A 26,057-nucleotide genomic window follows, 5' to 3' on the forward strand; every position below is an offset into this window, starting at 1 on the left:
TGGCCACGGTCACCTAATTGCTGTACCTCTTGGGGGACAGGGGAGTTTTATTCGCGATCCCGCCACCGATCGATGTCTCAAAGACTCCACCTCGGTCGCGGGGAAGTCCAACAAGCCCAGGATTAACGAAAAATAAAGCGTTTACTCGATGTGATTCGAGGACGGGTGCGATATGAGTAACCCAATCTCGATATCCGTCGTCGAATGTAAAGGCGATCATTGGCTTTCGCGGGCGGGCCCCAGCCTGAATTGCGTCTAGGGCGTCCTCGATTCTGACCAGACTGGCGACGCGTCCAAGCGAAGTAAGAAGACGATCAAATCGTTCGGCCGGGTGCTCATGGGTGGGTCCCATGAAATGACCAGCGGTAAGGTGTACGCCCGACCCGATGCGTGCCGATGATCCCAGTACATCCAGCGCGGCACTTCTTAGCACCGAACGAATGCGCGATTTAATAGGTGTCATAGTCAATCCTAGCGAAGTCGTAATTATCGGGGTCCTCGGGTGAGTTTAGAGAGAGGTGGCAATACGGCAGCCCGGTCTTTGCGCGAGCTCTCAGCCAAAGTAGTCGATCAAGGTGGCTGCCCGGAGCGGTGTGCACGCTAATGAGACTCGTACCCAACTGACCAGCCAGGCCCTTCAACTCGCTGAGAGCATCGTCTATCGAATCAGAAGTTGCTATTAGGTCGCCGACCTCCATCCACCGGCCGATTTTGAAATAGCAGGCCCAATTGAGACCTGATATCGCGTAGAGCCCGCTCTTCCTCAAATGAAGATAGGCTGCATCGCGGACAGCCCCGCCTCTTCCCGAACTGTAATGCGGCGCCTGTATCTCCGTCGGGGAGAAGACGTCGCTCCGTTTGCGCAGGACTTTCGCTTGCCATGCTGTGACTCCTGAACTATGGCGGCGTGCCATGTTGAAAGGAAGCGTGCGAACTGGAATCAGGTAGTTCGTCATCGTCCGCCGGTGTTCCCATCCGAGGCTTCGAACAAAACCTGGGTAGGAGTTACGATTCGGGAATCCAAAAACAAATTCTATCTGAGATTGTCGGGCGGTGGCAAAGGTTTGCGCCGCGAGTGTCTTGAAGAGACCTCTTCCCTGATGGTGAGGATGGGTCATCGTCGACCCGCTCTGGGCCGCCAACTTGCGGCTCGAACCTCTTGTGACGTGCATGGGGAAGATTCCATAGTAGGCGCAGGCCATATCCGCGGCATCGTAAGCAAGGTAGCCAATCGTGCGAAGCTCTTCGCCACCGCTGAAGAAGCGCTCTAGAGGTTCAGGAGACCCGGCTTGGTAAACTGCTGCCTTGAGTGTGTTCAAGTCGACGAAGTTGGACTCGTCCAATCTACGAAACGTGTAGGTGGTATTAGAACTCATCAAGAAAACCCTTTCAGTTCATTCCCTGCTGGGGACTGGGGACGTTCTCAGGATCTTGGGAGTCGGCCGACTGTAAATCTCGATATCGGCCATATGCCCTCTGCGTCGAAGAATGACATGCTCGTGTGACTAAGAATTCCTGACGGACGCGAATTGGCCGAACAGTCAATTGGATGAGTGCGTGGTCCGCGTGAGCCAGGGATGCGCATTAGCGGTTGGCCATGTCGTGGTTTGCGACGACGATCCGCTCGCCGGACATAATCGTGCACTCTAAGGCGCGAAAACGTTCACCGTCGAATAGGCGTAGGATCACTTTCGCTGAAGTCATCCCGCAAGGTGTCTTCTGAGCGCTGTGCCTAGCGAAGGCAGTGCAGTGCTCGAGACGTGTAAGACAGTCGCGGGCGTCAGGGGCATCGGAGTAGGTTCCGCAATCTTAAGGGTAGGCATGTTTCGTCATTGCTGAGGCGCATACCGCCGCGGTCTGGTGTCGTGGACATGAGACGCATTCCCCTAGCGTGAAAAACGCGAAACCTTCGATGCCCTCTAAGTTGATGGGTTGGACGGCGCTCAACCCACGCCTTCCTCGGCCTGGAGGGTGGGACACGATCGGAGGTGCCGCAACTTTACGTGGCGTTGTTGATCATTCCGGCGCCGACCGTAACGCCCGTCGCTTCATCGATCAAGATGAACGACCCCGTCGTCCGGTTCTTCGAGTAGGGGTCGCACAGCAGCGGCACGGTGGTGCGCAGCTGGACGCGGCCGATCTCGTTGAGCCCGAGCTCCTTGGTGTCCTGGTCGCGATGCAGGCTGTTGACGTCGAGGCGGTATTGGATGTCCTTGACCATCGCCCGCGCTGTCCGCGTCGTGTGCTTAATCGCGAGCTTCTGGCGAGGACGCAGCGGCTCGTTGGTCATCCAGCAGATCATCGCGTCGATGTCCTGGCTCGGCTTCGGCGCGTTGTTGACCCGGGCGATCATGTCGCCGCGGGAGACGTCGACGTCGTCCTCGAGGCGCACCGTGACCGACATGGGCGGGAAGGCCTCGGCGATCTCCTGGTCGAAGAGGTCGATGCCCTGGATCGTGGACGTCATGCCGCTCGGCAGGACGACCACCTCGTCACCGGGCTTGAGGACGCCGCCGGCGACCATGCCGGCATAGCCGCGGTAGTCGTGGAACTCGTCGGACTTGGGCCGGACCACGAACTGCACGGGGAAGCGGACGTCGACGAGGTCGCGGTCGGAGGCGACGTGCACGTGCTCGAGGTGGTGCATCAGCGTCGGCCCGGAATACCACGGGGTGTTCTCGCTGCGCGTCACGACGTTGTCGCCCTGGAGCGCCGAGATCGGTATGACCTCGAGGTCGGGGATGTTGAGCTTGGTCGCGAAGGTCGTGAACTCCTTGTGGATCTTCTCGTAGACCTCCTCCGACCAGTCGACGAGGTCCATCTTGTTGACCGCGAGCACGAGGTGCGGCACCCGCAGCAGCGACAGCAGCACCGCGTGGCGCCGGGACTGCTCGGTCAGGCCCTGGCGAGCGTCGACCAGCACGAGGCCGAGGTCGGCGGTCGAGGCGCCTGTCACCATGTTGCGGGTGTATTGGATGTGCCCGGGGGTGTCGGCGATGATGAACTTGCGGCTGGGCGTCGCAAAGTAGCGATAGGCCACGTCGATCGTGATGCCCTGCTCGCGCTCGGAGCGCAAACCATCGGTCAGCAGCGCGAGGTCGGTGTAGTCATAGCCCTTCGAGACCGACGACGCCTCGACCGCCTCGAGCTGGTCTTCGAAGATCGACTTGGAGTCGAGCAGCAGACGACCGATGAGGGTGGACTTGCCGTCGTCGACCGAACCGGCGGTGGCGAAGCGGAGGAGATCCATCTGACCGTGGTCAGAGGAGGTCTGGGGGGTGCCCATCAGAAGTAGCCTTCCTTCTTGCGGTCTTCCATGGCCGCTTCGGAGAACCGGTCGTCACCGCGGGTCGCCCCGCGCTCGGTGACCCGGGCGATCGCGATCTCGTCGATGATCTCGGCGGTGGTCGAGGCGGTCGACTCCACGCAGCCGGTCTGCGACTTGTCGCCGACCGTGCGGAAGCGGACCATCTTGGTCTCGACCTTCTCGTCGCCCTTGGGCTGCACCGCGTCGGAGACCGAGAGCCACATGCCGTCGCGGAGGATGACCTCGCGCTCGTGGGCGAAGTAGATCGCCGGGATCTCGATCTGCTCGCGGTCGATGTAGTGCCAGATGTCGAGCTCGGTCCAGTTGGACAGCGGGAAGATCCGCATGTGCTCACCGGAGTGGATGCGGCCGTTGTAGAGGCTCCACAGCTCGGGACGCTGCATCTTGGGGTCCCACTGGCCGAACTCGTCGCGGTGGGAATAGACGCGCTCCTTGGCGCGGGCCTTCTCCTCGTCGCGGCGCCCGCCACCGAAGGCGGCCGTGAAGCCGTTCTCCTCGATCGCGTTGAGCAGGGCGCCGATCTGCTGGCGGTTGCGGCTAGTCTTGCCGTCGTCGATCACGATGCCCTTGGCGATCGCGTCCTCGACACTCGCGATGTGGATGCGGGCGCCGAGGCGCTGGACCCAGTTGTCGCGGGTGGAGAGGACCTCGTCGAAGTCGAGGCCGGTGTCGACCTGGAGCAGCGGGAAGGGGAGTTTGGCCGGATAGAAGGCCTTCTCCGCCAGCCGCAGCATGACGATCGAGTCCTTGCCGCCCGAGAACATCAGGACCGGCTTCTCGAACTCGGCCGCGACCTCACGGAAGATGTGGATCGACTCGGCCTCGAGCTGGTCGAGCTGACTCAGCTGATAGTCGACGTGCGTCTGGGTCATGGGAACGGAGAGCCTCTCGTTGGACAGCGCCGACATGCTATCCGGCATTGGGGCGGCTGCTGAACTGACGCCGCAGTGAAGGACTGGCGCGGGGTCGCCGGCGCCGTTCAGCCCCGGCGGCTCGTCGGGGTCACGTCGCCCCGGCGCTCCTTCTCGGCCCTGGCCCTGACCCGGGCCTCTTCCTTGGTCTCCCGTGCGGCCCGCTTGCCTCCGGTCTGTCCGCTCCGCTCGAGGGCATCGCCGTAGCCGTAGCCGTACCCGTAGCCGTAGCCGCCGGACGAGCTGCTGGCCGGGCTCCGGTTGACCACGATGCCGAGCGCCTTCGACCCGACGGCCTCGAGCCGCTCCAACGCGTGGGTGAGCTGGTCCTTCGTGGTCTTCTTGTGGCGGACGACGACGACAGCCCCGTCGGCCTGGTTGGCCAGCAGCGCTGCATCGGTGACGGGCAGTAGCGGTGGGGCGTCCAGGATCACGAGGTCGAAGCGCGCCCGCAGGTCGGAGAGCAAGGTCTCCATCGCGTGCGACTGCAACAGCTCGGAGGGGTTGGGTGGGACCGGCCCGCACAGCAGGACCTGGAGCCCACTGTCGCCATACGGCTGGAGCGCGTCGTCCAGCGACACCTTGCCGAGCAGGACGCTGGTGGTGCCCACCGCACCGTCCAGGTCGAGCTTGGGGGCGAGGCGCGGACGGCGCAGGTCGGCCTCGACCAGCGCGACGCTGCGATCGGCGAGGGCCATGGACAACGCGAGGTTGATCGCGGTCGTCGACTTGCCCTCACCGGGGAGGGCGCTCGTCATCACGATGACCTTCTGGTCCTCGTCGATCTCGACATATTGCATGTTGGTGCGCAGCACCCGGAACGACTCGGCCCACGGCGTCGCCTTCTTGAGGGTCTCGCTCGGGGGAGCATGGCGGCGTCGTCCGCCACGATGTTGGCCAGGATCGGCGCGTCGGTGACGTCGGTGACGTCTGTGTTGGCCCGGATCGAGGTGTCGAGCAGCTCGCGGGCCACGGCCAGGCCGAGACCCAGCAACAGGCCCAGCACGGCCGCCAGGGCGAGGTTGCGAACGGGATCGGGCGACACCGGGTCGCTGGTCTCCTGCGCGTCATCGACGATCGTCGCCTTGATCGGTGCCTCACGCTTGCCTTCGGGTGTCTCGAGCTCGTCGACGAGGTCTTGGAGCTCCTCCGCATAGGACTGCGCAAGATCACGGGCCACCTCGGACTCGGGGTTGGTGACGGTGATCTCGAGCAGGACGGTCTCAGGCACCACGGTCGCGGTGACCATGCTCGGAAGGTCGGCGGGATCGAGATCGGCGTCGAGGGCCTCGACGACCCGCTCGGCCAGCTCCCGGCTGCCGACGAGGTCGGCATAGGAGGTGACACGCTGCGTTGCATAGGCCCCGCCCGCGAAGGTCGTGCTGTCGTCCGCCTGGCTCGTGGACACGAACAACCTCGTCGAGGACTCGAATTGCGGCGTCGCGGTGAACGAGAGGATGGCGGCGATGGCCACGACGACGCCAAGACTGGCCACGACGATGCGCCACCTGCGTCGGAGGGTCAGCCAATAGTCCTTCAGGTCCATTTGTTGTGACTTCCGTCGCTTTCGATGCACAGGATGGCAACATCTTTGCCATTCGCCTCGGTCAACTCTAACCAGGAGCGAGTATCCACGTTATGCACAGCGGGCCCCTCTTCGGGGAGTGACCCAAACGGCGACCCGTCGTTGGACCAGTGGTCTAGGGGGACCTCCATGATCGATCTTTTCTCGAAGCTGCGGCGTCGTCGCGCAGCGCTGGTGGCTGCGTATGACCTGTCGATGTGGGTCGTCGCCTTCGTGCTGTGCGCGCTGATCCGCTATGACGGAGTGGCGCAACCCTCGTGGTCGCTGCTGCTGGTGACCGCCCTCGGCGCGGGCGCCGTCTATGTGTTCGTGGCACGGGGCTTCCTCGTGCACCAGGGCCGGGCCAAGGTGGCCAGCCTGGACGAGTTCGTGCTGATCGGAACGGCCGCGGCGACCACCGGCGTCATCGTCACGCTCGCCAACCTGCTGCCCATCCTGGTCGCGCGCAGCGTCCCGATGGGCGCGACCGTCTTCTTCATGGTGCTGGCCACCTCTGGTCGAGCCGTATGGCGCGTGCTGAAGGAGAAGGACGAGAAGTCGCTCCAGGTCGAGGGAGGCCGCCGGGTGTTGCTCATCGGCGCCGGGGAAGCGGCCCAGGAGCTGGTTCGCTCGATGGTGCGCGATCCTCAGCACGAGTGGCGCCCGGTCGGCATGCTGGACGACGACCCGCACAAGCGTCGCTTGCGCGTCCGGGGCGTGCCCGTGCTGGGGGCGACCGAGGAGCTTGCTGATGCAGTGGCGCGCTATGACGCCTCCACCGTCGTGATCGCCATACCGAGCGCGTCGGCCGACGTCATCGCCCGGCTGCGGCTCGCGGCCGTCGCGGCGGGGGCTGAGGTCAAGGTCCTCCCCGCGACCTCGCAGCTGCTGACCGACCACGTCGGGATCCGCGACATCCGCGACATCAACCTCACCGACGTGCTCGGCCGCAACCAGCTCGACACCGACATCGGCGCCATCGCCGGCTATCTCACCGGCCGGCGGGTGCTCGTGACCGGCGCCGGTGGCTCGATCGGCTCCGAGCTGTGTCGTCAGATCAGCCGGTTCGACCCCGCAGAGCTGATGATGCTGGACCGGGACGAGTCGGCGCTGCACGCTGTGCAGCTGTCCATCCACGGACGCGCCCTGCTCGACTCCAACGAGGTCATCCTCAACGACATCCGCGACCTGACGGCACTGCGCGCAATCTTCGAGCGGCGCCGACCCGAGGTCGTCTTCCACGCGGCGGCCCTCAAGCACCTGCCGATGCTCGAGCAATATCCCGACGAGGCGGTCAAGAGCAACGTCGTGGGGACGTTCAACGTCCTCGAGGCAGCTCGCAGCACGGGGGTCGAACGCTTCGTCAACATCTCGACCGACAAGGCCGCCAACCCCGCGAGCGTGCTGGGCTATTCGAAGCGGGTCGCCGAACGCCTCACCACCACCTTCGCCGAGCTCGCTGACGGCACCTATCTCTCGGTCCGCTTCGGCAACGTCCTCGGGTCGAGGGGATCGGTGCTCACCTCCTTCGCCAAGCAGATCGCCGCCGGCGGGCCCGTGACCGTGACCGACCCGGACGTCACCCGCTACTTCATGACGATCGAGGAGGCGTGCCAGCTCGTGGTCCAGGCCGGGGCCATCGGACGCGACGGCGAGGCCCTCGTGCTCGACATGGGTGCACCCATCCGCATCGTCGATGTCGCGCGCCAGCTGATCAGGCAGTCGGGGCAGCAGGTCGACATCGAGTTCACCGGCCTGCGGCCGGGCGAGAAGCTGCACGAGGAGCTCTTCGCCGACGACGAGCCCCAGGACGTCCGACCCTCCCACCCGCTCGTCTCCCACGTGCCGGTGCCGCGCCTCGAGGTCGACACGGCGCTCGCGCTGCCACGGGCCGGCGAGCCGTTGGACATCACGCGGGCCCTGGCAGGGCTGTGCCTGCAGGGTGACATCGTCCCCGAGGTCGTCGGGTAGCAGCCGCATCTTCACCCTCCTTCGGGTGAAGGAAGTCAAAGACTTGACCACTTCGCTGGTCAGTGGTCGACCGGGCGCTTACTTTGTAAATCCGCTCGCCCAAGGGACACCACATGCGCCATTCCCGGTTGGCCGCGCTCGTCGCGACTCTCCTCGCCGCTGTCATCACGCTCGCTGCGCCCACGACGGCGCCCGCTGGCAGCGCGCCACCTGCGCAGACCGCCTCGCTGCGCGCCTTGCCGCAGCTCGCCGACGCAGGCACGACGCCGAGCCCGGCGGCAGCGGCCCTGACGACCCTGGAGGCGGCCTTCACGCCCGTGGTCCCCGGCCGGACGGCGATCCTGCAGGCCAAGCGGGGCCGTCAGTGGGTCGAGACGGCTCGCGGCAGCCAGGACTCCGGCGGGCGGGTGAGCTTCCAGTCGGCATACGCCCTCAACGGCGTCCCGGAGACCTATCGCGTCCTCGCTGCCAGGGACCAGGCCTACAAAGAGACGGCCTCGGGCAGCGTCCGCACCGACGCCTGGGGCACCCCGATCTTCTCCGACGAGTTCGCCGGCACGACGCTGTCACCGCCGTGGGACCACCGCTACCAGGGCTATGAGGTGCCGAGCCGCTCGTGCTCGAAGACCGATCCACGGGCCACCGCGGTCGGTGGCGGTGTGCTGGCCCTGCGGGTGCTCGATGACCCCGACCGCGACGACGCGTGCACCTTCGCCCTCAACGGCCAGCAGCAGAGCACCTTCCACCGCATCAACGGCCACGTCGGCACCCAGGGTCGCTTCTCCTACCGCTATGGCGTGGCCGCCGCCCGGGTGAAGTTCCACGACCCGCGCGGCCAGCACGGCGCGTTCTGGCTCCAGCCCCAAGGCAGCGGGTATGGCGCCGAGATCGACGTGATCGAGTGGTTCGGCAACGGGTCGGGCGGGCTGACCAACAGCGTGTGGGACTACAGCTCCGGCACGCCTGTCAGGGTCGCCGGCGGCTGGGTCCCCGACCAGCCGTCCTTCGGCAGCGACTGGGCCGGGAGCTATCACGTCTTCTCGGTCGAGTGGACGCCGAGCGAGTATGTCTTCCGGATCGACGGGAAGGTGTCGTTGCGGACCGGTCAAGGAGTGGCGCAGACCGAGGAATACTTGATTCTCAGCCTGCTCGTCTCCAACTGGGAGATCCCCAACCTGCCCTCGCCCCAGAGCCTCCCTGCGACCATGGACGTCGACTGGGTCCGGGTCTGGCAGAAGGGCTGAGGCGAGGTCTGCCTCTTGCCCTGCGTCCCCGCGCGGGGTGCGAGGATGCGAGGCGTGACCACACCACTCCTCATCACCGTGGCGCCCACCGGCGCCGAGACCACCAAGGCCGACTGCCCCCAGCTCCCCACCACCCCCGAGGAGCTCGCGCAGACCGCCGCCGACTGCGAGGCCGCCGGCGCCGCGATGATCCACATCCACGTGCGCGACGCGGCCCATGCGCCGACGCTCGACCAGGGTCTGCTGCGCGAGTGGGTCGCAGCCGTGCGGTCGGCCTCGTCGCTGGTCGTGCAGCTCTCGACCGGGGGTTCGGTGCACGACCCGCTCGAGGAGCGGCTCAAGGTGCTCGACGCCCAACCCGACAGCTGCAGCCTGACCATGGGCACCACCAACTTCGGCGACGACGTCTTCCTCAACCCCTGGCCGTTCGTCGCAGAGCTCTATCAGCTGGCCCTCGAACGCGGCGTCGCGCCCGAGTTCGAGCTCTTCGACCTCGGGCAGGTGCATGCGCTCGGGCGGCTGCTGTCGACATACGGCCCTCCCGCCGGCGGGAAGGTGCACTGCGACTTCGTGATGGGCGTCCCCGGGGGGATGCCGGGGACGGCGCCGGCGCTGGTCGCGGGCGTCCAGGCCCTGCCGCCGGAGGTGACGTCGTGGGCGGCCACCGGGATCGGCCGCTCGACCCTGTCGGTCGCCCTCGCCTCGCTGTCGATGGGGGCCACCTGCGCGTGGGCATGGAGGACGTCCTCACGATCAGCCGCGGGGTGCCGGTGGAGTCCAACGCCCAGCTCGTCTCGCGGGCCGTCTCCCTCGGCGAGATCGCGCAGCGGACGCCGATGTCGCCCGCCGAGTGTCGCGAGCTGCTGGGGATCTGACCGTCGCCGGACCTTCCCGCGGGCCTGGCGCCGGGGTGGCCCCTCAGGCCGTGGCTCTGAGCGTCTGCGCGGCCTGGACCGTGGCCACGACGTGCTCCGGCTCGAACATCACCTGCTCCCAGGTGAACCGCAGGACGGTCCACCCGGCCAGCACCAGGGCGTTGTAGCGGACGCAGTCGCGGTCGTGGTCGGCGCGGCTCGCGTGGCTGCCCCACGAGTCGGCCTCGATGGCGAGGCCGGTGAAGGGGTCGGCGAGGTCGGGGTGGAACGTGACCCGACCTGCAGTGACGGCCCACTGCGGCACGACCTCGATCCCGGCCTCGACCAGGATCGCTCGCAGGACCGACTCGAACGGGTTGGCGGCCAACGGGTTGGCGTGCTCGACCACGCGCCGGACGACCGCGCCCGCGTCGGCGGGCAGTGCTGCCAGGAGTGCCTCACGCGTCACGTCGCCGTGGCGTAGCGCGGAGTCGGCGACCGTGAGCGCTTCGTCGAAACGCAGCTCAGCGGCGCAGTCGAGGACCGTGCGGACCTTCGACGTCGCCCAGCCGTCACGATCGCGACGGGGGAGCGGACCCACGGCAAGCAGGGCGTCGACAGGGTGGGCAGGCTTCTCGGCGACCTGGACCTGCGGGAAGGGTGCCGGTCGCCTGGTCTCCCACTCCCAGTGCGCGGCCGCGGACAGCAGGCGCAGGTGTCCGTCGACCGCGGCTGCGACGGCCCGAGCCTCGTCCGCGCTCGGCAGGGCGTAGCGGTTGCGGGAGACGTGGAGCACCCGGCCGGCCGACACGGCACGGCGCAGCCGCTTGCGGCTGGTCAGGGCCAGCACGTCGGCAGCGGAGGCGATGCCGCCGAGGCGAGTCAGCGCGGCGACCGGGTCCATGGACCCGAGTCTGCCGAGAGCCAGCGTCGACTGCGCGGGTCGTCCACAGGGGGCCACGACCTGGCGCAGGGCCAGCGACACGCCGTACGCCGAGGGCGACTCGCCGCACGTTTGGGCGGGCGTCGCGTCGGGGTGGCCCCTCAGCCGTCCTTGCGTTTCATCCCGACGAGCCCGGGCCGATAGTTCGGATCCTCGAGCTGGGCGATCGTCGGGGAGCCGAACATCGGCAACCCCTGGGTCTTGCGGAGGAAGCCCCACACGATCGGCAGCACGATCAGCACGAAGAGCCCGACCCCGGCGATCAGCATCGGGTGGGTCTCGTCCTCGCCCGCTCCCAGCGGCGCCCAGCCGGCCTTGTCGAGCAGCGCGACGCCGCTCATGGTCAGGACGACGACGATGCCGCGACGGATGATCGACTGCGGGACCTTCGGGGCGATCTTGGCGCCGATCAGGGTGCCGGGGACGGAGCCGATCACGAGCGGGATGAGGATCCCCCAGTCGAGGCCGTGGAGGAAGATGTTGGAGATCGCGGCCGCCATCACGAGGGGGACGGCCTGGACGAGGTCGGTGCCGACGAGCTTCACCGCGCTGAGCCCGGGATAGAGCATCAGCAGCGCGATCATGATCACCGAGCCCGAGCCGACGCTGGTGATGCCGACCAGCAGGCCGCCGAGGGCGCCGACCAGGAGGGTCGGAAGCGGCCGGATGGCCGGGTTCTCCTCGGCCTGGACGCCGCCGCCACGCACGCGCTTGAGGTTGATGTAGAGCCGCAGGGCATAGGTGGAGGCGGCGAAGAGCAGCGCGAAGCCGATGCAGAGCTTGAGGGTGTCGTCGAGGTCCTCGGGGTCGGCGAAGACCGAGACGAGATAGGGCCCCAGCAGGGCCATCGGGACCGAGCCGATGATCAGCCACTTCGCCAGCTGCATGTTGGGTGAGCCCTCGCGCTTGTGCACGATCGCCCCGCCGGTCTTGTAGACCGCGGCGGCCGTCAGGTCGGCCGTGACGACCGCGGCCGCCTCCCCGACGCCGAGGAAGATCAGCGCCGGCGTCATCAGCGCGCCGCCGCCCATGCCGGTGAGCCCGACGACGATGCCGACCAGGAACCCCGCACCCAGGATCGACAGGGCGGTCAGGGTGATCAGGTCGGCCATCAGTTCTCCTCGGTCAACGCACGCACGATGCCGCGCACCATGGCGGTCATCCTGCCTGCGGCCGTCTCGGCGGCAGCGGCCCCCCGCCGATAGGGGTCGGCGATGTCGTCCTGGGGCAGCGGCGCCGTACGGCGCTGGCCGGCCGACTCGATCAGGGCGCGACCGTGCAGGTTGGGAGTCGCCTCGACCGCGCGGCAGAACTGACCGAGGGTGAAGACCTTGCGCCAGGCAGCTGGGTGCTCCTCGAGGACGAACGTCCGGTGGGAGCTCTCGGCCGTCAGGATCAGGTCGGCGGACTCCACGACCGCGCGGGTCAGCGGCTGGCTGCGGAAGTCGGCGTCGGCGGGCTCGAGGGTCGCGGCCATGACCTCGTCCATCGGGTGCGAGTCGAAGCCGTGGGTGCCCGCGCTCGCGAAGGTGATGTGGGCGTCCCCGGCCAGGGCCCGCGCCGTCTGCTCCAGGAAGGGCGAGCGGCAGATGTTGGCCGTGCAGACGAAGAGCACGTGGATGGGGTCCTGGGGTTTCGTGACAGGCCTTCGGCCTTCCTCAACCTCCGGCTGGGGGCTTCGGCCTTCCTCAACCTCCGGCTGGGGGCTTCGGCCTTCCTCAACCTCCGGCTCGGGCCTTCGGCCTTCCTCAACCTCCGGCTCGGGCCTTCGGCCTTCCTCAACCTCCGGCAGCGTGCTCCGCAGGTCGAGGTGACCCGCCTCCTGCAGGGCATCGAGCACGTCGTCGAGCGCCTCGTCGATGCTGCGCCCGGTCGTGTCGACACGAACGGCGGCGTCCTCGGGCTCCTCGTAGGGCGACGAGATGCCGGTGAACTCGGGGATCTCGCCGCGGCGTGCCTTGGCATAGAGGCCCTTGCGGTCGCGGCGCTCGCACTCCTCGAGCGGCGTCGCGACGTGGACCAGGAAGAACGCGCCGCCGGCCTCCTCGACCATCGCGCGCACGTCGGCCCGCGTCTCGGCGAAGGGGGCGATCGGGCTGCAGATCGCCAGGCCGCCGTGGCGGGCGATCTCGGCCGCGACCCAGCCGATGCGCCGGATGTTGGTCTCGCGGTCGGCCTTGGAGAAGGTCAGGCCCGCGGAGAGGTTGCGGCGGACGACGTCGCCGTCGAGGCTGGTGACGCTGCGGACGCCCTGCTCCAGCACCCGGTCCATCAGCGCCCGGGCCAGGGTCGACTTGCCGCTGCCCGAGAGACCGGTGAAGAACAGCACGAGGCCCTGCTCGTCGGGGGCCGGCTCGTCGGCGTCGACGATGGCGGCGATGGCGGGGGATAGAGGTTTCGTGACGGGCGCAGAGCGCCCTCCTCAACCTCCGAAGGGGACGCAAGGGCGTGCACCGGGTCGCTGCCGGCGTAGTTGGCCAGCACCTGCAGGCCCAGGGCGTGATCGGCGGCAGGGTCGTCGTGGGCGGCGAGCGGGACCACGACCACCTCCGCGTCGGCGAGGAGCTCGGCGGCCGCCACGGTGGCCCGGACGAGGGCGACGGGGGACAGCTCGGGAGTGCCGTGGCCGGTGAGGGCGACCAGGAGGACGGGTCCCAGTCGCCGTATGCCGTCGAGGTCTGCCTCGGTCAGCGCGTCGGTCACCGGCACGAGGGTGCGCCCGGCGTGCTGCTCGCGGGTCTGTGCAGGGGTGAGGTGAAGTCGGCGGAAGGGGCCGAACTGCGCGTGGGTGAGTCCTGTGACCACCCCACTCGCAGGCGCCAGCACGGCCAGCGGCAGGCCCTCGGGGTCGACCAGCTCGACCTCGGGTTCGGCGGCCAGCTCGGGGGGCAGCTCGATCCGCACCACGCTGCCCGGCTCGTTGAACGCCGTCAGTGGGACCAGGGCGCCGGTGGTCAGGAGCTCGAGGTCGTCGAGCTCGCGCGGCGAGGGGCAGTGCTGTGGGGTCGACACGCCGCACATCCTGCCAGCCACGGCCGCCTACGCTGCCAGCATGTCAAGACCAGTTGCCGTGGCCGAGATCGTGCGTTCCGGGTTCGTCGAGGGCCACCACTACGGCTCGGTGGTCGCGCTCGACGCGACGGGGGCCGTGGACTGGTCGGTCGGGGTCGTCGACCGGCCCATGCTGCCGCGCTCGTGCAACAAGCCGATCCAGGCGCTGGCGATGGTGCGGGCCGGCCTGACGCTGTCACCGGAGCTGTTGGCGCTGGCCTGCGCCTCGCACTCGGGAGAGGAGCTCCACGTCACGGGCGTCCGCCGCATCCTCGACTCCGCGGGCCTCGACGAGACCGATCTCCAGACGCCGCTCGACCTGCCCCTGGCGGACGCCGTGCGTGACGACGTCATCCGCAGCGGGGGAGGGCCCTCGAAGATCCTGATGAACTGCTCGGGCAAGCACGCCGCGATGCTCGCGACCTGCGTGGTCAACGACTGGTCGACCAGCGACTACCTCGACCCTGCCCACCCGCTCCAGGTGGCAATCACCGCCACCTTCACCGAGCTCACCGGTGAGCCGGTCGCCGACATCGCCGTCGACGGGTGCGGTGCCCCTCTGCTGCCGACCTCGCTGGTCGGGCTCGCGCGCGCCTTCCGGACCCTCGCCGTGGCCACCGACGGACCCGAGCACGAGATCGCCCAGGCGATCCGCCTGCACCCCACCCATGTCTCGGGGACGACGCGCGACGAGGCGGCGCTGCTCACCGCCATCCCCGGCGCGATCGGCAAGGCCGGAGCGGAGTCGGTCTATGCGGTCGCGCTCGCCGACGGGCGCGCCTTCGCCCTCAAGGTCGACGACGGTGCCACCCGCGCCCGGCCGGTGGTGATGGCCGAGGCGCTCCGCCGCTCGGGCGTGCTCGACCTCGAGGGTGTCGATGCCAGCGCCATACGCAAGACCGGCATGCATGTCCTGTACGGCGCTGGGCGACCCGTCGGCGAGATCCGCGCCTGCTACTGACGGCGAGCGGCGACGGTGCTGACCACCCAGGCTGCGACCGCGCCCAGCGCGGCCCCCAATGTGTTGGCCACCACGTCGGAATGCGTCGCGGACCGATCAGGCAGCAACACCTGCGCCACCTCGATCAGGAAGGACCCGGCGAACCCGGCCGCGGTCCAGGTGGTCACCCGGATGCTCGGGCGCAGGAGGGAGCCGAGGAAGGACACCGGCATGAAGGCCAGCACGTTGAGCCCGAACTCAACCCGGTCGCCTGCGAGCAGCACGGCCGGCAGGTCGAGGCGCAGACCCAGGTCGGCAACCTTCGACACCAGTGTCGAGGGCGCTGCCGGGGACGGATTGAGCAGGACCACGAGGAGCAGGACGGCATAGGCGACGAGCGCCAGCGCGAGGAGTCGACGCGTCGCCGGGGACATGTGCAGGAGCCTACGGGTGGAGGGGCTTGTTAGCGGGCAAAGTCCAGTCTGGCTTCGAATGTGAGCGCAGTCACGGCCATCCTGTTTGCATTTTGCTAACAAGTGTTAGCAGTATGGGGTCATGGCCAAGGGCAAGGACGGGAAGACCGTCGTCGAGTCGCTCGGCGACTACCTCAAGGAGCAGCGGCTCGCGTCGCGACTCTCCTTGCGGCAGCTCGCCGACCAGGTCGGCGTCAGCAATCCCTACCTCAGCCAGATCGAACGTGGTCTGCGCCGCCCATCGGCAGAAGTTCTCCAGCAGATCGCCAAGGCGCTGCGCATCTCGGCCGACCAGCTCTATGTCCAGGCCGGGATCGTCAGCACCGAGTCGCACGTCGGGGCTCGGTCGAGCTCGCCATCCTCGCGGACAGCGGCCTCACCGAGCGTCAGAAGCAGTCGCTGCTGGACGTCTATTCCTCGTTCCTCGCGCTCAACGCGGGGCTCGAGAACCCACCCGGCTGAACAGTCCCCCTGAATCGGGCCCCCTGAACCAGTCCCCTGAACCACCCAACGAAGGAGAAGAACATGGCCAAGTCCAAGTTCGACATCAAGACCGAAGCCACCAAGCCCCTCTACGCCGGCGTCGGTGTCACTGACCTCGCCGTGGAGCGTCTCCGCAACCTCGTCACCGAGACCCAGACCCTCCTCGTCGACGTCCAGAAGACGGTCATCGACCCGAAGGCTCGTCGCAAGGCCATCGAGGCCCGCGTCGCCGAGCTGCAGGCCGAGGCCAAGGCCTACCCCGCCAAGGTCCAGACCATCGTCGACGACAACGTCGCGCAGGCCGCTGACGCCTACACCGACCTGATCAAGCGCGGCGAGAGCCTCGTCGGCCGGATCCGTCGCCAGCAGTCGACGCAGGCCACCAAGGCCTCCGCCAAGACCACCGTCGCCAAGGCGAAGACCACCACCACGCAGGCCAAGAAGACCAGCACCACGGCCCGCGCGACCACCAAGACCGCGGCGAAGAAGGCCACCAACGCGGCCAAGACCAGCACCCGCCCGGCCGCCAAGAAGGCGTCGACGACCAAGTCGTCGGCCAAGGCGACCAGCACCACCGCCACCAAGACGGCCGCGAACGCGACCAAGGCCGTCGCCGACGCCACCAAGAAGGTCGGCGACTGAAGAGACGACCAGCTGACGCTGTTCTGAGATCGAAGCCCCGGGCATCCCGCCCGGGGCTTCGGCCATTTCCGCGAGTCGGCGCGGAGTGCACCGCGAGTCGGCGCTGGCTGCACCGCGAGTCGGCGCGTCAGCGGTGGCTTGTAACCTCGGCCAGCGCCGGACGGGTGTCGGCCAGATAGACCAGGGCGCCGATGAGGAAGGCCAGGTTGATCAGGTTGGTCGGTGTCGGGATCAGGAGCTGGGCCGCGAACCCCACCCCGAGCCCGATCAGCCAGCCCGGCTTGGTCCCGCGGCTGGCGGCCGGGAACGCCTCGGCGGGATACAGGGCGGCGTTGACGAGCGCGAACCCCTTGACCGCCAGGACCGCCAGCAGGGCCAGGAGGTGTGCATAGCCCGTCAGCTCGAAGACAGTCACCTTCCACATCCTACGTATCCGTCGGCGGATAAGGTGTCCGTCGCAAGCAAGTGAACTATGGACGGGGCTGTGAGGATGGCAATGGATTCGGAAGACCGGCCGTGGGGCTCGTGGCACGTCATTGACGAGGGTCCGGGCTACAAGGTCAAGCGCATCCACGTGAAGCCCGGCCAGCGGCTGTCCTACCAGACCCACGAGCACCGCTCCGAGCACTGGGTCGTCATCTTCGGGATCGCCACCTGCGTGGTCGACGGCGAGACGATCGTGTGCGGTCCCGGTCACTCGGTCGACGTGGCGACGGGCGCGGCCCACCGCATCACCAACCAGCACTCCGAAGAGCTCGTCATCATCGAGGTGCAGCACGGCGCCTACACCGGCGAGGACGACATCTGCCGGCTCGAGGACGACTACGGCCGCGGAGAAGTCTCCACCTGAGCCTGAGGACCGGGGTTTCGTGACAGGCCTTCGGCCTTCCTCAACCTCCGGGCGGTGCGTCGAGGTAGCGGTCGAGCGCGGTGAGCGCGTCCTCGGGCTCGAAGCCGGTGGCGCGGATCTTGGCCAGTGACATCGCCGACCGCAGGGGACGGGGGGCGAACGGCTGTCCCTTGTCGAGGACGCCCGCGGCATACGCCTCGGTGGTGGTCTCCGAGACGTCGTCGACCGAGCGCCCGGAGCGCTCGAAGACCGCGCGCGCGATGTCGGCCCAGGACATCGCGGGCCCGCCGTTGGACAGGTTGTAGGTGCCGAAGTCGGCGCCCGAGTCGATCAGGTGGCGGGTGGCCCGCGACAGCTCGGTGGTGAACGTCAGCCGGCCGACCTGGTCGGAGACGACCGACGGCGAGACGCCGTTCTCGGCCAGCGTCGCCATGGTGCGGACGAAGTTCTTCCCCGCACCGATCACCCACGAGGTCCGCAGGAGGTAGTGGCGCGGCGCCAGCCCCACCGCGATGTCGCCGGCGGCCTTGGACTGGGCATAGACGCCGAGCGGCGAGACAGGCTCGTCCTCGGTGTGCTCCTCGGCCGTGCCGTCGAAGACGTATTCGCTCGAGTAGTGGACCAGCGTGAACCCGTGGTCGCGGGCCAGCCCCGCCAGGGTCGCGGGGGCGCCGGCGTTGGCCGCCCATGCCGTACGCCGACCGTCAGCCGTCTCCGCGACGTCGACCGCCGTGAAGGCCGCCGCGTTGAGGACGACCGCGTATTCGTGCCACGGCCAGCCAGCGACAGCCGCGGCGTCGGTCAGGTCGAGCGCCGCGACGGGGGAGCCGTCGACGTCGCCCTCGGCGAGGTCGACGAGATCGGCGCCGGGGAAGTCGACCTGCAGCGCCCGGCCGAGCTGACCGAGCGCCCCGACGATCAGGGTCTTCTTCGGCGCGATCGCTGTCGCCGGGTCGAGCACGGGGTTGTTCTGGTCCTTGTCGGACAGGATCGCCTCGGACAACGGGATCGGCCACGGGATGGCGACGGTCGGGTCGTCGAGCGCCAGCGCGGGGTAGGTCACGCCGGGACGCCAGTGCTCGTTGACGAGATAGGTGTAGGCCGTCGCGTCCTCGAGGGTCTGATAGCTGTTGCCGACACCGCGCGGGACGAAGACGGCGACCGAGGTGTCCATCTCGAGCGAGAACGTTGCCCCGAAGGACTCGCCCTCACGCATGTCGACCCACGCGCCGAAGATGCGGCCGGTGGCGAGGGAGACGAACTTGTCCCACGGCTCGGTGTGGATCCCGCGTGTGACGCCGCGGTCTGCGTTGAACGAGACGTTGTTCTGGACGGGCCCGAAGTCGGGCAGCCCGATCGCCACCATCTTCTCGCGCTGCCAGTTCTCCTTGAAGAACCCGCGCGCGTCGTCGCGGCGATCGAGTCGGACGACGACCAGGCCCGGGATCGGCGTGGTCTCGAGGGAGGGCAGCGACATCAACGGGCTCCTTGGTTTCGTGACGGGACTTCGTCCCTCCTCAACCGCCGGAGGGGTGATGGGACTTCGTCCCTCCTCAACCGCCGGAGGGGTGATGGGACTTCGTCCCTCCTCGACCGCCGGAGGAGTTCGTCCCTCCTCAACCGCCGGAGGGGTGACGGGACTTCGTCCCTCCTCAATCGCCGGAGCGTCGAGAAGTTCACTGGCCCTTGCTGGCGTAGGCGGCCTCGACGGCCTGCTTGGCCGGACGCCACCAGTCCTGGTGGTTCTGATACCACTCGATGGTGTTGGCCAGGCCCGACTCGAAGTCCTGGAACTGCGGAGCCCACCCCAGCTCTTGGCGCAGCTTGCCCGACTCGATGGCATAGCGCATGTCGTGGCCGGCACGGTCGGTGACGTGGTCGAACGCGTCGGCCGCCTGCCCCATCAGCGTCAGGATGAGCTGGACGACCTCGAGGTTGTTCTTCTCCCCGTCGGCGCCGATCAGGTAGGTCTCGCCGATCTCGCCCTTGTTGAGGATGGTCCACACCGCGGAGGAGTGGTCGTCTGCGTGGATCCAGTCGCGCACGTTCTCCCCGGAGCCATAGAGCTTGGGGCGGATGCCGTCGATGACGTTGGTGATCTGGCGGGGGATGAACTTCTCGATGTGCTGCCAGGGGCCGTAGTTGTTGGAGCAGTTGGACACGGTCGCCTGCACGCCGAAGGACCGGACCCAGGCGCGGACCAGGTGGTCGGAGCCGGCCTTGGACGCCGAGTAGGGCGACGACGGGTTGTAGGGCGTCTCCTCGGTGAACCGCTTCGGGTCGTCGAGCTCCAGGTCGCCATAGACCTCGTCGGTGGAGACGTGGTGGAGGCGCTTGTCGTGCTTGCGCACCGCCTCGAGGATCTGGAAGGTGCCCAGGATGTTGGTCCGGATGAAGGGCGAGGGGTCGTTGAGCGAGTTGTCGTTGTGGGACTCGGCGGCGTAGTGGACGACCGCGTCGTGCTCGGCCACCAGGGGCTCGATCACGTCGGCCTCGGCGATGTCGCCGACCACGAGCGACACGCGGTCCTCGGGGAGGCCGTCGAGCGCCTCCTTGCTCGCGGCATAGGTCATCTTGTCCAGCACGGTGACGCGGACGTCGGTCTCGCGCATCAGGTAGTGGACGAAGTTGGAGCCGATGAAGCCCGCGCCGCCGGTGACGAGAAGACGATCCATGGCCGCCAGCCTAGGGGGTGCGGGCAGTCAGCTCGAAGGACGGGGAGGACTCCAGGGCAGGCTCGCGCCAACGCGCCGTACGGCGGTCGACCTGCCGCCAGTCCTCGGGCACGTCACCCAGGACGAATCCCTTGGGCCACGTGACCGTCACGTCGACACCCTGTGGATTGACCATGCCCTGAGGGTCGGCGTCGAGGCGGTAGGAGAGCGAACCGCCCTCGCCCACGACGGCGGCCGCGGGCACTTCGTACGTCAGGACGAGGTCGCCGCGCGACTGCGGAGGAAAGACGACGGTCTGGCGGACGAACGGCCGGCCGAAGTAGTCGCCGACCACGAAGTCCACGGGGTTGCCCCTCACCGACACCCCGCTCACCTTGGCTCCCTTGGGCAGGAAGGCGCCGATCGAGGCGTTGAGCCACCGAGTGGCGTAGCCGGTGCGCGGATCCGCACCGGCGAACGCGTATGGCGGGGTGTCGTTGTGGATGTCGACGCGCAGGCGGACCTCGGCGCTGCCGTCGGGCGCGAGCTGCACCCGCGATCGAAGCACTCGCTTCTGCCAGTAGTCGGTCTTGCTGGCGACTGCGTTCTGGGTGAACACGCCGAGGTAGTCATGCTTGGTGTCGGACAGGTCGCCGGTCATCCCGAGCTCGTCAGCCGCGGCCTGCACCGCGTCGTCGCGGAAGAAGAGGGCGAAGTGGCGTCCCTGCGCTGCCGTGTTGAGGATCGAGATCTTCTCCGCAAGGTCTCCGCCGTTGAAGAGCTGATCGCGGAAGACCGGGACCAACGATCGGTTGAGGGCGCGACGTTCGTTGGTGTCCTCGAACTCGTCATAGCTGCCGACGACCGCCTCCACCAGACCCCCGGGTTCGATCCGGCCGAAGCCAGCGACGTCGATCGGGCCGGTGATCTCAGTCAGGCGGCCCAGCGCGACCACATCGATGGCGATGAGCCCCGCCATGTTGCGTCCCCGGATGCTCCGCCAGGCGTTCAGCATCTCTTCACCCGACACCGGCCACGACGGCGCCTTGGCCGCGGTCGGGACCTTGAGCCGGCCCCGGTGGAACGGGTTGCCCTTGACCTTGCGCCAGTGCTGCGCCCCGAACATGCCGGTGCCGGTGGTGCCGTCGACTGTCTCACCTACCTCGACGCTGCCGTCATCAACTGTCAATGGCGCGTAGGACAGGGCGGTGCCGCCGGAGTAGAGCAGCTCCGCGGGGTTGAGGATGGCGACCAGATACTTGCGCTGCCCGTCGGCGCCGAGCATGCCCGGCAGCTCCTCGAGGAGCGGCTCCGCGGACTCAAGACCCTCGCGCAACGGCACCACCCGCGCCAACGCCTCGTCGCGCGCACCGTCGATCCGTCCCCCACCCGGCCCGGTGCCGTCGATGCGGTTGAGCGAGTCGCCGGCCCGCGTCAGCTCGATCCGGACCTTGACGGCTGTGTCAGTCAGTCGGCGCAAGGTGGGGATGTCCACCCGGTCGCCCGTGAAGAACGTCGACCCAGGACCCGTCAGCTCCGGAGCGGCTCCTGCTCCGAGCTCCGCCGCGGTCGTCAGCGCGTCCAGCGCGTCGCCGAGCTGACGCGCATCGTTGACGCTGGTGCCGACCACCGGCAGCCACTGTCCGAGCACTCCGGCCGGGCCCTGCAACCCCACCTGGACCACGTCGACGTCGTCGCGCGCGCGGTCGACAGCCTCGGTCGCAGCGCTCGGATCACCGGCCTGGATGGCAGCCGCGGCTGCGTCGAGCTCGGCACGTGCTCCCTCGGCCGCCCCCGGCACCCTGGCCAACGAGACGCCGATGGCCACCACGCCTGCAGCCGCCGCCAGCAGCACGACCGGCTTGCGCAAGGACGAGAGGGAACGCACGGCGGTCATCCTCTCAGGGAGGCGGTGACCTCGAACGAGGGCGAGTCCACAAGTGCGGGTCCACCCCAGCCGATCGTCCCCTCGCCGACCTCGAACCAGTGCTCGGGCAGATCATCTGCCACGAAACCCGGAGGGAGCTGCACGGTCACGGCAATGGCCGAAGGGCGCACGAGACCTTGGGGGTCGACGTCGAGGCGATAGGCCAAGCCGCCGTCGGTCACCTCGGCGGCGCGAGGGACGTCGTAGGAGAGGGCGAACGTGTGCTCGGCCTGCGGCTTGAAGTCGATCGTCCGCCGGACGTAGGGCCGTCCGTAGAAGTCGGCGACGGGCAGGTCGACCACCTGGCCGTCGACCCGAGCCACGACGTCCGTGGCACCCCGGGGCAGGAACTGCGCGACCGACAGGGAGGCGTAGCGGGTGGAGTAACCACTGCGCGGGTCGGGGCCCTTGAACGGATAAGGCGTGCTGTCGTTGTGGATCCGCGTGGCGACCCTGACCCGGGCGCTGCCGTCCACATCGAGGCGTACGTCGGAGGTGACGGTGCGGTTCTGCCAGTAGTCAGTCTTGCTGGGCACCGCGTTCTGGGTGAAGACGCCGAGATAGTCGTGACGGGTGTCCGACAGCTCTCCGGTCAACCCGAGGTCGGAGAAGGCGCGCTGCCTGGCGGGGTCGCGCAGATAGACCGCGAAATGGCGCCCCTCTGCGGCTGCCTGCAGCGCCTGGAGCTTTTCCACGAACTTGCCGGTCGCGAACAGCCGGTCACGGAAGATCGGCACCAGAGCCTGGTTGATCTGATGGCGCCCGCGGTAGTCGGTCAGGTTGTCATAGCTGCCGATCAGGGTCTGCACGAAGTTGTCGGCCGTGATCTCGCCATAGAAGGGGACGTCGAGCGGGCCGGTGAGCGCGACCAGGTCGCGCAGTGCCATCACGTCGATCGCGATCAGGCCGTCCATCTTCCTGCGACCCAGGCTGCCCCAGGCGCGCAGTGCCTCCTCGCCGGAGACGGACCAGTCCGGGGCGAACGTCGCCGTACCGATGCGAAGACGGCCCCGGTGGAAGGGGTTTCCCTTGACCTTCTTCCAGTAGCGCGGCTGGAAGGCCTCTCCGTGGGTCGCGGTGTCCTGGGGTGTCCCCATCTCGATCCGGCCGTCCACCACCGACATCGGCGTGAAGGTGAGGGGGGTGCCGCCGGAGAAGAGCTGCTCGGCGGGGTTGAGGATGGCGATCAGGTAGTCCTGCCTGGACTCCGCGCCGAGCATCGCGGGGAGCGCGTCGACCAGGGGAGCGACGCGTTCCAGGCCGCGGGCCAGGGGGGCCAGACCATCGAGACCCTCGTCGCGCATCTCCCGGATCTGGCCGCCGATGAGGGGTGCGTCGCCCTCGACCGCCGTGAGCGAGGAATGCGCAGCCTGCACCCTGCTCTCGATGTCCTCGAAGGAGACGACCACCCTGTCCAGCGTTGCGAGGTCCACCCGGCCGTCTGTCACGAGATCGCCCTCGTCGCCGGTGAGCAGCGGATAGACGCGCAGACCTTCCTCGGCGATGGTCGTCAGGTCGTCGACAGAGTCGGTCATCCTCACGGCGTCCGGCTGTGCCTGCCTCAGGACGGGCAGGTTGCGCCACATCGCGCCGAGCAGCCCGTGCCGGGTCGCGACGGCGCGGTCGGCGTGTGCCCGCGCGTCGGCGACGTGGTCGTCCGCCTCGTGCAGATCCTGGTCCTCCAGGGCCCGAGTGGCGTCCTCGAGCGCGGCCTGGGTCTGGTTGCCCTGCCACCACGTCCACACGAGTGGACCGGCGATCATCAGGGCGAACAGGCACACGACGGCCAGCAGCAGGACGACCAGCCGGGTGCGGAGTCGTGAACCAGGCCCAGGCATGGGCGACATGGTGCCAAACGCCAGCAAGCGGGCGGCGGGCAATAGGGTGCGCGCATGCGCGGAATCATTCTGGCCGGCGGCACGGGCTCGCGGTTGCACCCGATCACCCAGGGCATCAGCAAGCAGCTGGTCCCCGTCTATGACAAGCCGATGATCTACTACCCGCTCTCCACACTGATGCTGGCGGGGATCCGCGACGTGCTGATCATCACGACCCCGCACGAGGCCGACGGTTTTCACCGGCTGCTCGGTGACGGGTCTCAGTTCGGCATGAGCATCACCTTCGCCGTGCAGGCCAGCCCCGACGGCCTGGCCCAGGCGTTCATCATCGGCGCCGACCACATCGGGAGCGAGCGCTCGGCCCTCGTCCTGGGCGACAACATCTTCTATGGCTCCGGATTGGGCACGACCCTGCTGCGCTTCTCCGAGCTCGAGGGGGCAGCGGTCTTCGGCTATCACGTCGCCGACCCCACCGCCTATGGCGTCGTCGAGTTCGACGACAACGGTCGAGCGCTCTCGCTCGAGGAGAAGCCGGAGCACCCGAAGTCCCACTTCGCCGTGCCGGGGCTCTACTTCTATGACAACGACGTCATCCAATATGCCCGCGAGCTGAAGCCCTCACCGCGAGGGGAGCTCGAGATCACCGACCTCAACCGGCGCTATCTCGAGCAGGGTCGCCTCCAGGTCGAGGTGCTGGCCCGCGGCACGGCCTGGCTCGACACCGGCACCTTCGACTCCCTCAACGACGCCAGCAACTTCGTCCGCACGATCGAGAGCCGCCAGGGCTTCAAGGTCGGCGCCCCAGAGGAGGTCGCCTGGCGGATGGGCTTCCTCAGCGACGACGAGCTTGCCGAGCGGGCGAGGCCGCTCGTCAAGAGCGGGTATGGCGCCTACCTCCTCGGACTGCTCGAGGAGAAGAGCGGCGGGTTGCCCTCCTAGTAGGCACCGTCGCGCTTGAGCACCGCCTGGACGGTGCGCGCCAGGATCACCAGGTCCTGGACCATCGACCAGTTGTCCACGTAGTAGAGGTCGAGCCGGATCGCCTCGTCCCAGGAGAGTCGAGACCTGCCCGACACCTGCCACAGCCCGGTCATGCCCGGGCGCACCCGAAGACGTCGATGCATGTGGTCGGAGTAGGCCATCACCTCAGCCGGCAGGGGTGGCCGGGGGCCGACGAGGCTCATGTCGCCACGTAGGACATTGATCAGCTGGGGCAGCTCATCGATGGAGAAGCGCCGCAGCCAAGCGCCCGGTGGGGTGACGCGGGGGTCGTCGACCATCTTGAACATGCCATGGGTGTGGCCGGTCTGCGTGTGCAGGGTCGGCAACCACTCCTCCGCGTCGAGGACCATGCTTCGGAGCTTGAGGCAGGAGAACTCGCGACCGTCCCGGCCGACGCGCGTCTGGCGGAAGACGATCGGACCGTGGTCGTGGAGCCGGATCCGGATGGCGGCGAGGGCCAGCAGCGGCAAGAAGACGAGCAGCAGTGCGCTCGCGCCGCTCAGGTCGAAGGCGCGCTTGGCCCACCGGGTTGCGGCGATCGACCGGGGCGCATCGAGGTGGATGAGGGGAAGTCCTCCCACTGGCCGGATCCTGACTCGTTCGCTGGACACGTCTGTCACGCTCGGCGCGACCACGACCTGGACGGCCAGCGGCTCCAGGTCCCACACGGCCTGCCTCAGGAAAGAGGGTTCTGCGAAGGCCCCGTCCGTGACGAAGAAGGTGTCGGCGTTGAGCTCGGCGCTGATGCGAGCGACGTCCTGGGGAATGCCGCGAACCGGCAGTCCGCTCGGGGTGTGGGTCGCAACGTCAGACTCCGGCGTCAGCACTCCCACCACGTCGTAGCCGAGCCAGGACTCGCGGGCCAGGACCCTGGCGATCTCGTCGATCTGCGTCGGGCCGCCGGCGATCAGCACCCGGTGGCACAACAGTCGACGTCGGCGTACGGCCTTGAGGACCGAGCGAAGGGCGTAGCGCCCGATCACCAGCAGCGGTACGCCGGCGACGAACATCAGGAAGTAGAGGCCTCGGGAGAACTCGAACTTCGTGAGGTAGAAGCCGATGCCCACCGCTCCAGCAGTGAGGAGGGAGGCGTGAGCAACGCGCTTGTATTCATCGGTGCCGGCGCCGAAGATCTCTCGTCGGTAGGCGCCGGTCGCAGTGATGAGCAGCAGCCACAACGCGACGATCGGCACGATGACGGTCCACTCATAGCTGTCGGAGACAAGCGGCTGACCGAATTCGGAGAGCGCGGTCCGGAGCCGGACTCCGATCACCACGGCCAGGGTCACGGCGGCCGCGTCGGTCACGACCGCCGCGCTCGGAATCGCCAGCAACCCGCGCCGGCGAGCGAGGTCGGTCGACCACACTGGGACTCGCTTCCT

General features: G+C 68.1%; 24 protein-coding genes and 1 pseudogene. 8 read left to right on the forward strand and 17 right to left on the reverse strand.

What is annotated here, in order from left to right; translation table 11 throughout:
- Nucleotides 1–13: 13 nt before the first annotated feature.
- From G7071_RS19970 to G7071_RS07225, 6 genes are all read right to left on the reverse strand, one after another.
- The gene (locus G7071_RS19970; RefSeq protein ID WP_166316723.1) at nucleotides 14–463 is read right to left on the reverse strand and encodes a polysaccharide deacetylase family protein; all 450 of its coding nucleotides are present in this window, start codon (nucleotides 461–463) and stop codon (nucleotides 14–16) included.
- Nucleotides 450–1,343, reverse strand: a complete 894-nt coding sequence (locus G7071_RS07205; RefSeq protein ID WP_166316726.1) for a GNAT family N-acetyltransferase — start codon at nucleotides 1,341–1,343, stop codon at nucleotides 450–452. Before G7071_RS07205 ends, G7071_RS19970 begins: the two co-directional genes overlap by 14 nt.
- Before the next feature lie 656 nt (nucleotides 1,344–1,999).
- On the reverse strand, nucleotides 2,000–3,286 hold the full coding sequence (locus G7071_RS07210) for a sulfate adenylyltransferase subunit 1 (RefSeq protein ID WP_166316729.1): 1,287 nt from the start codon (nucleotides 3,284–3,286) through the stop codon (nucleotides 2,000–2,002).
- Nucleotides 3,286–4,200: a sulfate adenylyltransferase subunit CysD gene (gene cysD / locus G7071_RS07215; RefSeq protein WP_166316732.1), complete on the reverse strand. Its 915-nt coding sequence runs from the start codon at nucleotides 4,198–4,200 to the stop codon at nucleotides 3,286–3,288. The genes G7071_RS07210 and cysD overlap by 1 nt, the downstream gene beginning before the upstream one ends.
- Before the next feature lie 107 nt (nucleotides 4,201–4,307).
- On the reverse strand, nucleotides 4,308–5,054 hold the full coding sequence (locus G7071_RS07220; RefSeq protein WP_166316735.1) for a CpsD/CapB family tyrosine-protein kinase: 747 nt from the start codon (nucleotides 5,052–5,054) through the stop codon (nucleotides 4,308–4,310).
- Nucleotides 4,997–5,785: a YveK family protein gene (locus G7071_RS07225; protein WP_166316738.1), complete on the reverse strand. Its 789-nt coding sequence runs from the start codon at nucleotides 5,783–5,785 to the stop codon at nucleotides 4,997–4,999. Before G7071_RS07225 ends, G7071_RS07220 begins: the two co-directional genes overlap by 58 nt.
- 168 nt (nucleotides 5,786–5,953) lie before the next feature.
- On the opposite strand from G7071_RS07225, the gene G7071_RS07230 reads away from it, so the two are divergent.
- The 3 genes and pseudogenes from G7071_RS07230 (at nucleotide 5,954) to G7071_RS07240 (ending at nucleotide 9,893) form a co-directional block, all read left to right on the forward strand.
- Complete coding sequence (locus G7071_RS07230) at nucleotides 5,954–7,774, forward strand: polysaccharide biosynthesis protein (protein ID WP_166316741.1); 1,821 nt, start codon at nucleotides 5,954–5,956, stop codon at nucleotides 7,772–7,774.
- A gap of 113 nt (nucleotides 7,775–7,887) precedes the next feature.
- Nucleotides 7,888–9,018: a glycoside hydrolase family 16 protein gene (locus G7071_RS07235; RefSeq protein ID WP_166316744.1), complete on the forward strand. Its 1,131-nt coding sequence runs from the start codon at nucleotides 7,888–7,890 to the stop codon at nucleotides 9,016–9,018.
- Between the two features lie 45 nt (nucleotides 9,019–9,063).
- Nucleotides 9,064–9,893, forward strand: a pseudogene (locus G7071_RS07240) (beta-keto acid cleavage family enzyme).
- 43 nt (nucleotides 9,894–9,936) lie between these two features.
- Here G7071_RS07240 and G7071_RS07245 read toward each other — a convergent pair.
- From G7071_RS07245 to G7071_RS07260, 4 genes are all read right to left on the reverse strand, one after another.
- Entirely contained in the window at nucleotides 9,937–10,776 is an 840-nt protein-coding gene (locus G7071_RS07245) for a DUF559 domain-containing protein (protein WP_166316747.1), read from the reverse strand.
- A gap of 140 nt (nucleotides 10,777–10,916) precedes the next feature.
- Entirely contained in the window at nucleotides 10,917–11,927 is a 1,011-nt protein-coding gene (locus tag G7071_RS07250; protein ID WP_166316750.1) for a sulfite exporter TauE/SafE family protein, read from the reverse strand.
- Nucleotides 11,927–13,144: an adenylyl-sulfate kinase gene (gene cysC, locus G7071_RS07255; RefSeq protein ID WP_206062939.1), complete on the reverse strand. Its 1,218-nt coding sequence runs from the start codon at nucleotides 13,142–13,144 to the stop codon at nucleotides 11,927–11,929. The genes G7071_RS07250 and cysC overlap by 1 nt, the downstream gene beginning before the upstream one ends.
- A complete protein-coding gene (locus tag G7071_RS07260) occupies nucleotides 13,087–13,827 on the reverse strand; it encodes a hypothetical protein (RefSeq protein WP_166316753.1) in 741 nt (246 codons plus the stop codon). Before G7071_RS07260 ends, cysC begins: the two co-directional genes overlap by 58 nt.
- A gap of 40 nt (nucleotides 13,828–13,867) precedes the next feature.
- Here G7071_RS07260 and G7071_RS07265 point away from each other — a divergent pair, with 40 nt between their 5' ends.
- Entirely contained in the window at nucleotides 13,868–14,827 is a 960-nt protein-coding gene (locus G7071_RS07265) for an asparaginase (protein ID WP_166316756.1), read from the forward strand.
- Here G7071_RS07265 and G7071_RS07270 read toward each other — a convergent pair.
- Complete coding sequence (locus G7071_RS07270) at nucleotides 14,821–15,240, reverse strand: VanZ family protein (protein WP_166316759.1); 420 nt, start codon at nucleotides 15,238–15,240, stop codon at nucleotides 14,821–14,823. The two genes, G7071_RS07265 and G7071_RS07270, sit on opposite strands and share 7 nt — an antisense overlap.
- 121 nt (nucleotides 15,241–15,361) lie before the next feature.
- Here G7071_RS07270 and G7071_RS07275 point away from each other — a divergent pair, with 121 nt between their 5' ends.
- Both G7071_RS07275 and G7071_RS07280 read left to right on the forward strand, forming a co-directional pair.
- Nucleotides 15,362–15,754 carry a helix-turn-helix domain-containing protein gene (locus G7071_RS07275; protein WP_281351756.1) on the forward strand — a complete coding sequence of 131 codons (393 nt, stop codon included), beginning with the start codon at nucleotides 15,362–15,364 and terminating at the stop codon, nucleotides 15,752–15,754.
- 50 nt (nucleotides 15,755–15,804) lie between these two features.
- On the forward strand, nucleotides 15,805–16,404 hold the full coding sequence (locus tag G7071_RS07280) for a hypothetical protein (protein WP_166316762.1): 600 nt from the start codon (nucleotides 15,805–15,807) through the stop codon (nucleotides 16,402–16,404).
- Nucleotides 16,405–16,531: 127 nt separating this feature from the next.
- On the opposite strand, the gene G7071_RS07285 is transcribed toward G7071_RS07280, so the two are convergent.
- Nucleotides 16,532–16,819 carry a DUF2516 family protein gene (locus G7071_RS07285; protein WP_206062940.1) on the reverse strand — a complete coding sequence of 96 codons (288 nt, stop codon included), beginning with the start codon at nucleotides 16,817–16,819 and terminating at the stop codon, nucleotides 16,532–16,534.
- Between the two features lie 81 nt (nucleotides 16,820–16,900).
- Here G7071_RS07285 and G7071_RS07290 point away from each other — a divergent pair, with 81 nt between their 5' ends.
- Nucleotides 16,901–17,254 (forward strand): phosphomannose isomerase type II C-terminal cupin domain, encoded by a 354-nt coding sequence (locus tag G7071_RS07290; protein WP_246210560.1) that lies wholly within the window; start codon nucleotides 16,901–16,903, stop codon nucleotides 17,252–17,254.
- Between the two features lie 40 nt (nucleotides 17,255–17,294).
- Here G7071_RS07290 and G7071_RS07295 read toward each other — a convergent pair whose 3' ends face one another.
- The 4 genes from G7071_RS07295 to G7071_RS07310 all read right to left on the reverse strand — a co-directional run bounded on the left by G7071_RS07295 (nucleotide 17,295) and on the right by G7071_RS07310 (nucleotide 23,673).
- The gene (locus G7071_RS07295; RefSeq protein ID WP_166316771.1) at nucleotides 17,295–18,731 is read right to left on the reverse strand and encodes a sugar nucleotide-binding protein; all 1,437 of its coding nucleotides are present in this window, start codon (nucleotides 18,729–18,731) and stop codon (nucleotides 17,295–17,297) included.
- A 199-nt stretch (nucleotides 18,732–18,930) separates the two neighbouring features.
- Nucleotides 18,931–19,929, reverse strand: a complete 999-nt coding sequence (gene rfbB, locus G7071_RS07300) for a dTDP-glucose 4,6-dehydratase (protein ID WP_166316774.1) — start codon at nucleotides 19,927–19,929, stop codon at nucleotides 18,931–18,933.
- Nucleotides 19,930–19,939: 10 nt separating this feature from the next.
- Nucleotides 19,940–21,796, reverse strand: a complete 1,857-nt coding sequence (locus G7071_RS07305; protein WP_166316777.1) for a DUF4012 domain-containing protein — start codon at nucleotides 21,794–21,796, stop codon at nucleotides 19,940–19,942.
- A gap of 5 nt (nucleotides 21,797–21,801) precedes the next feature.
- The gene (locus G7071_RS07310; RefSeq protein ID WP_166316780.1) at nucleotides 21,802–23,673 is read right to left on the reverse strand and encodes a DUF4012 domain-containing protein; all 1,872 of its coding nucleotides are present in this window, start codon (nucleotides 23,671–23,673) and stop codon (nucleotides 21,802–21,804) included.
- A gap of 54 nt (nucleotides 23,674–23,727) precedes the next feature.
- Here G7071_RS07310 and rfbA point away from each other — a divergent pair, with 54 nt between their 5' ends.
- Nucleotides 23,728–24,612 (forward strand): glucose-1-phosphate thymidylyltransferase RfbA, encoded by an 885-nt coding sequence (gene rfbA / locus G7071_RS07315; protein ID WP_166316783.1) that lies wholly within the window; start codon nucleotides 23,728–23,730, stop codon nucleotides 24,610–24,612.
- On the opposite strand, the gene G7071_RS07320 is transcribed toward rfbA, so the two are convergent.
- A complete protein-coding gene (locus G7071_RS07320; RefSeq protein ID WP_166316786.1) occupies nucleotides 24,609–26,042 on the reverse strand; it encodes a sugar transferase in 1,434 nt (477 codons plus the stop codon). The two genes, rfbA and G7071_RS07320, sit on opposite strands and share 4 nt — an antisense overlap.
- Nucleotides 26,043–26,057 lie beyond the last annotated feature (15 nt).

Source organism: Nocardioides piscis, from assembly GCF_011300215.1.
GTDB classification, from domain to species: Bacteria; Actinomycetota; Actinomycetes; order Propionibacteriales; family Nocardioidaceae; genus Nocardioides; species Nocardioides piscis.